A 5,975-nucleotide genomic window follows, 5' to 3' on the forward strand; every position below is an offset into this window, starting at 1 on the left:
CACCGAGGCCTTCGCCGCCCTCTCCCAGCGCGTGCCGCGACGCACTGCCGCCGCTGTTCGAGATGGTGTCTGCCTTGCCGTACACCGAGTTGCAGAAGATGCTCGACGGCATCGGCTTCCGCGGCAACTTCGCCTACGAGAAGGCCATCTACTCCGACGATCTCAGCGACGGGCTCATCGACGTGCTGGTGAACACCTTGCCCGCCAAGGCTTCTCCCATGTCCGCCACGCCCATCGCCCTCGTCGGCGGCGCCTACGCCGAGGTTCCCGACCACGCCACCGCCTTCGGCGGCCCCCGCCGCACCTCCTTCGTCGTCGGCCTCACCGCCATCTGCCCCGTGCCCGAGCTCCTGCCGACCGACCGCGCCTGGGTCCGGTCCACCTGGGAGCGGCTGCTGCCGTACGCCAGCAACACCGGCGGCTACGTGAACTTCATGGCCGACTACGAGCAGGACCGCGTCCGCGTCACCTACGGCCCCGCCAAGTACGACCGCCTCGCCCGCATCAAGGCCGCCTACGACCCCGAGAACGTCTTCCACCACAACGGCAACATCAAGCCGCGTTAAATGGCGCCGCTGTGCTTGTTGCCGCGCGTTCCGCGCGGGGGCTCGGCCCCTTCGGGGCCGATGCCTCGCCCTTGCCGGATTTCGGCCGCCGCGTCGGTTTGGGTGGGTGGCCGCGGCTGGTGGCGGCGACGAAAATCCGCAAACCGGTGCGAGGCATCCGGCGGGGGCCGGAGTCGACCCTGGCGGTTGGCGGCCCATGGAGATGAATGCCGGGGATCCGGGGCCGACTGGCGATGGACCCTCGGGTGGGGCGTGATCCATTTCACGGCAGAGCAACCCTTGGCCGCCAAGACAACCGAGTGCGAGACCCCGCCGGTAACTCGACTTCGCGAGGCCGCGCCGGTGCCTGGACCGTCGCCGGATTTCACCCGCCGCCACCCGACGCAACCACCCACCCGAGCTGATGCGGCGGGTTAAATCCGGCCAGGGAAGGCACCGGTCACGAGCGGCCGAGCCCGCCCTGCCGAAGGCGGGGCAGATAAGCACAGTAGCCTTCCGCGCGTGCCTGCCAACTCACTACCGGGCAAGGTCGCGACCGCCCCGCCACGCCCGTCCAAGATCGAGCCGACCGCGCCCGAGCGGCTGGCGGCGTCGATCGGCGCGCGGCTGGAGCGGGCCGACGCCGCGAAGCCCGTCACGGGTGTGACGCTGCGCGCGCAGCATGTGCAAAGAGGGGACCTGTTCGCGGCGCTGCCGGGATCGAGGGCGCACGGCGCGGACTTCGCGCACGAGGCGTTGCGCGCGGGCGCGGTGGCGGTGCTGACGGATCCGGCGGGGGCGGAGCGAGAGTCCCTCAAGGACGTCCCGGTGCTGGTCCACGAGGACCCCCGAGCGGTGCTCGGCGCGGCGGCGGCGGAGGTGTACGGCAACCCGTCGCAAAGGCTGAAGGTCCTGGGCGTCACGGGCACGTCGGGCAAGACGACGACGACCTACATGCTGGAGGCGGGCCTGGCGGCCGCCGGCCTGCGCACCGGCCTGGTGGGCGGTGTGGAGATGCGCATCGCGGGCCGTCGGATCGAGAGCGCGCTGACGACGCCGGAGGCGCCGGATCTCCAGGCGCTGTTCGCGGTGATGCTGGAGCAGGGCGTCACGCACGTGCCGATGGAGGTCTCCAGCCACGCCCTGGCCCTGGGCCGGGTCGGCGGCACGCACTACGCGGCGGGGGCCTTCACCAACCTCTCGCAGGACCACCTGGACTTCCACCCGGACATGGAGGACTACTTCCGCACGAAGGCGAAGCTGTTCGACGGCCGCGCCGATGTCGAGGTGGTCTGCACGGACACGCCGTGGGGCGAGCGGCTGATCAAGCCCGCCACCATCACGGTCTCCCCGCGCACGAGGCGACGTGGACGGCCAGCGACATCGTGGTCTCCCGCAGCGGCTCGCAGACCTTCTACGCCCACGGCCACGGCCGCAAGCTGGCGGTGGAGATCCTGCTGGCCGGCTCGTACAACGTGGCCTATTTCGCTGACCGCCATCGCGATGCTGGACGCCATCGGCATCGACGAGAAGGCCATCGTGGCCGGGCTGGCCAAGGTGCAGGTGCCGGGCCGGATGGAACGGGTCGACCTCGGCCAGGACTTCACGGCGGTCGTGGACTACTCGCACAAGCCGGCGGCGGTGGCCCTGGCGCTGGACGCGGTGCGGGCCCGCGCCGACGGCCGCGTCATCGTGGTGCTGGGCTGCGGCGGCGACCGCGACGCGGCCAAGCGCCCGCTGATGGGCGAGGCGGCGGCGGTCCGCGCGGACCTGACGATCGTCACAGACGACAACCCCCGCAGCGAACAGGCGTCTGACATCAGGGCACAGATGCTCGCGGGCGTGCCGGCCGACCGACGGGACACGGTGGTGGAGATCGCCGACCGGCGGGAGGCCATCCGGTACGCCGTGGGGCATGCCCGCACCGGCGACGTCGTGGTCGTCGCCGGCAAGGGACACGAGACCGGCCAGGAGGTCGCAGGAGTGATCCACCCGTTCTCCGATCGGGACGAGCTGACGGCGGCCATCGGCGAGGCCGCCCGGTGATCGAACCGACCCTGCGCGAGATCGCCGACCCGTCGGCGGCCGCCTGCACAACTGCATGGGTGTGTAAAGCGTCACCGGTTCCGTCGAGTTCGACTCACGCAAGATCGGCCCGGGCGCCCTGTTCGTCGCCTTCCCGGGTGAGCGGGTCGACGGCCATGACTTCGCCAAGGCCGCCGTCGACCAGGGCGCCGTCGGCGTGCTGGCGGCCAGGGAGATCGACGCGCCCTCGGTGATCTGTCCGCCGGTCCCCGGCGGTTCCGGCCGCCCCTACGTGCTCGCGGGCGACACCGACGGCTCCGGCGCCGCGGTGCTGGCCGCGCTGGCCAAGCTGTTTCCGCGCTTTTGGTCGACCGGCTGCCGAACCTGAAGATCGTCGGGGTCACCGGCTCGTCCGGCAAGACCTCGACCAAGGACCTGATCGCTCAGGTGCTGGCCCCGATGGGGCCCACGGTCGCGCCGCCCGGCTCCTTCAACAACGAGCTCGGCCACCCGTGGACGGTCCTGCGGGCCGACGAGAACACCCGGCACCTGGTGCTGGAGCTGTCCGCCCGCGGCCCCGGCCACATCGCGCACCTGTGCCAGGTCGCCCCGCCGCACATCGGCGTGGTGCTCAACGTCGGGAGCGCTCACCTCGGGGAGTTCGGCTCCCGCGAGGGCATCGCCCAGGCCAAGGGCGAGCTGGTCGAGGCGCTGTCCGAGGACGGCGTCGCGGTGCTCAACGCCGACGACCCGCTGGTGGCGGGCATGGCCGGCCGCACCAAGGCCCGCGTGGTTCTGGTCGGCGAGGACTCAACCGCCGAGCTCAGGGCCACCGACATCGAGCTGGACGAGCAGGCCCGGGCCAGCTTCAAGGTCAACGGCGTGCCGGTGACGCTCGGCGTGCACGGCGAGCACCAGGTCGGCAACGCGCTCTCGGCCGTCGCGGTGGCGATGGAGCTGGGCGCGACCCTGGAGCAGGCGCTGGAAGCCCTGTCGCAGGCCCGCAGCGTGTCGGCCCGGCGCATGGACGTCACGACCCGGGCCGACGGGGTCACGGTCGTCAACGACGCCTACAACGCCAACCCGGAGTCGGTGCGGGCCGCGCTGAAGAGTCTGGCCTCGATGGCGCGGGCCGGCGGCCGCCGGTCGTGGGCCGTGCTGGGCACCATGGCCGAACTGGGCGACACCCACGTGAGCGCGCACGACGAGATCGGGCGGCTGGCCGTGCGGCTGGACATCAGCCGGCTGGTCGTGGTCGGCGACGCGGCCCGGCCGATGCACCAGGGCGCGCATCTGGAAGGCTCATGGGGTCAGGAGTCCGTGCTCGTGCCGGACGCCGACGCGGCCGTGGCGCTGCTGCGTGACGAACTGCAACCCGGTGACGTCGTGCTGGTCAAGGCGTCCAATTCCGAGGCCCTGTGGCGGGTCGCCGAGGAGCTGCTCAACACATGAAGAACATCCTGGTCGCGGCGGCCGTCGCGCTGGTCGTGTCCATCCTGCTCACGCCGTACCTGATCCGGGTGTTCTCCCGGCAGGGCTTCGGCCAGGAGATCCGCGAGGAGGGGCCCGAGAGCCACCAGAAGAAGCGCGGCACGCCCACCATGGGCGGCGTCGCCATCCTGGTCGCGATGTGGGCCGGCTACCTGGTCTCCCACCTGTACAGCTACATGGCCCGCAGCTCCAGCCAGGCCGACGTGCCGATCAGCATCACCGGCCTGCTGATCCTGTTCCTGACCTCGGCGCTGGGCCTGGTCGGCTTCCTCGACGACTTCATCAAGATCCGCAAGCAGCGCAACCTGGGCCTGAACGCGACGGCCAAGCTGGTCGGCCAGTTCGTCGCCACCATCACGTTCGCGCTGCTGGCCATCCAGTTCGCCAACCGGGACGGCATCTCGCCGGCCTCGGTGAACTTGTCGTTCGTGCGCGACATCTCGGTGATCTCGTTCGGCACGATCGGCTTCATCGTCTTCTGCTACGGCGTGGTCAGCGCCTGGTCCAACGCGGTCAACCTGACCGACGGCCTGGACGGCCTGGCCGGCGGCTCGACGGCGATGGTGCTCGGCTCGTACGTGATCATCTCGTTCTGGCAGTTCCGCTGGAACTGCGCGACGGTGTCCTCGCTGGGCTGCTACATCGTGCGCGACCCGCTGGACGTGGCCCTGGTGGCCGCCTCGGCGATGGCCGGCTGCATCGGCTTCCTGTGGTGGAACGCGGCCCCGGCCAAGATCTTCATGGGTGACACCGGCTCGCTGGCCCTGGGCGGCCTGGTGGCCGGCCTGTCGATGGTCACCCGCACCGAGCTGCTCATGATCATCATCGGCGGCCTGTTCGTGGTCGAGGTGGTCTCGGTGAGCAGCCAGATCGCGGTGTTCCGCACGACCAGGCGCCGCCTGTTCCGAATGGCCCCGTTCCACCACCACTTCGAGCTCGCGGGCTGGGCAGAAACCACGGTCATCATCAGGTTCTGGCTGCTCGCCGGGATCTGCTGCATGTTCGGCCTGGGCCTGTTCTACAGCGACTGGCTGAGCCTGAGTGGCTGACGGCATGCGGGTTCTGGTCGCGGGGGCCGGTGTCACCGGTCCCTCGGTGGTGCGCGCGCTGCTGCGTGACGGTGCGCAGGTCACGGTCACCGACGGCAACGCCGATCGCCTGGCCAAGTTGGCCGGCAGTGTCGATGGATTTGGGGAAGCGGAGCTCATCGCCGGCCTGACCGAGCCGCCGGCCGGCACCGACCTCGTGGTCACGGCCCCGGGCTGGAAGCCGACCGCGCCGCTGCTGGTGGCGGCGGCCGAGGCCGGCATCGAGGTCATCGGCGACGTCGAGCTGGCCTGGCGGCTGTGCCAGCGACAGCGTCAATTGAGTGGGCCGATGGCCGAGCCGCCGGCCTGGCTGGTCGTCACCGGCACGAACGGCAAGACCACCACCGTCGGCATGCTGGAGTCGATTCTCCAGGCCGCCGGTCTGGACGCGGTGGCCTGCGGAAACATCGGCCTGCCGGTGCTGGAGGCGTTGGAGGGCAACCCGAAGGTGCTGGCCGTGGAGCTGTCGAGCTTCCAGCTGCACTGGGCGCCCTCGGTCCGTCCGGCCGTCGGTGCGCTGCTCAACATCGCCGAGGACCACCTGGACTGGCACGGCTCGCTGGAGGCCTACGCCCAGGCCAAGGCCCGGGCCCTGACCGGCGACGTGGCGATCGGCGGCGTCGACGACCCGTACGTGGCCAAGCTGCTGATCAACTCCCCGGCCCCGCGCAAGGTCGGCGCCACGCTGGACGAGCCGATCGAGGACCAGCTCGGCATCGAGGACGGCAAGCTGGTCGACCGCGCCTTCGGCACCGAGGACCTCATCGACGCCGCCGAGGTCACCCCCGGCGGCCCGCCCGGCCTGACCGACGCCCTCGTGGCGGCG

At 71.1% G+C, this 5,975-nt stretch carries 4 protein-coding genes and 1 pseudogene; all 5 read left to right on the plus strand.

Translation table 11 applies throughout. The annotated features are described in order from the left end of the window. Positions 1-566: BBE domain-containing protein (locus KUTG_RS62015; RefSeq protein WP_232241146.1), on the plus strand; the 566-nt coding region annotated here is incomplete at its 5' end. A 501-nt stretch (positions 567-1,067) separates the two neighbouring features. Next, complete coding sequence (locus KUTG_RS35460; RefSeq protein ID WP_232241147.1) at positions 1,068-2,591, plus strand: UDP-N-acetylmuramoyl-L-alanyl-D-glutamate--2,6-diaminopimelate ligase; 1,524 nt, start codon at positions 1,068-1,070, stop codon at positions 2,589-2,591. Further along, positions 2,588-4,022, plus strand: a pseudogene (gene murF / locus KUTG_RS35465) (UDP-N-acetylmuramoyl-tripeptide--D-alanyl-D-alanine ligase). Before KUTG_RS35460 ends, murF begins: the two are co-directional and overlap by 4 nt. Continuing rightward, positions 4,019-5,110: a phospho-N-acetylmuramoyl-pentapeptide-transferase gene (gene mraY, locus KUTG_RS35470; protein WP_043723076.1), complete on the plus strand. Its 1,092-nt coding sequence runs from the start codon at positions 4,019-4,021 to the stop codon at positions 5,108-5,110. Before murF ends, mraY begins: the two are co-directional and overlap by 4 nt. A 4-nt stretch (positions 5,111-5,114) precedes the next feature. Continuing rightward, a partial coding sequence (gene murD, locus KUTG_RS54265) for a UDP-N-acetylmuramoyl-L-alanine--D-glutamate ligase (protein WP_043723078.1) occupies positions 5,115-5,975 on the plus strand: 861 nt, incomplete at its 3' end.

It is taken from the genome of Kutzneria sp. 744 (assembly GCF_000568255.1).
Lineage (GTDB): Bacteria > Actinomycetota > Actinomycetes > Mycobacteriales > Pseudonocardiaceae > Kutzneria.

Coding starts and splice junctions, on each gene's coding strand:
- mraY (WP_043723076.1), top strand. CDS start 4,019: ATGAAGAACATCCTGGTCGCGGCGGCCGTCGCGCTGGTCGTGTCCATC.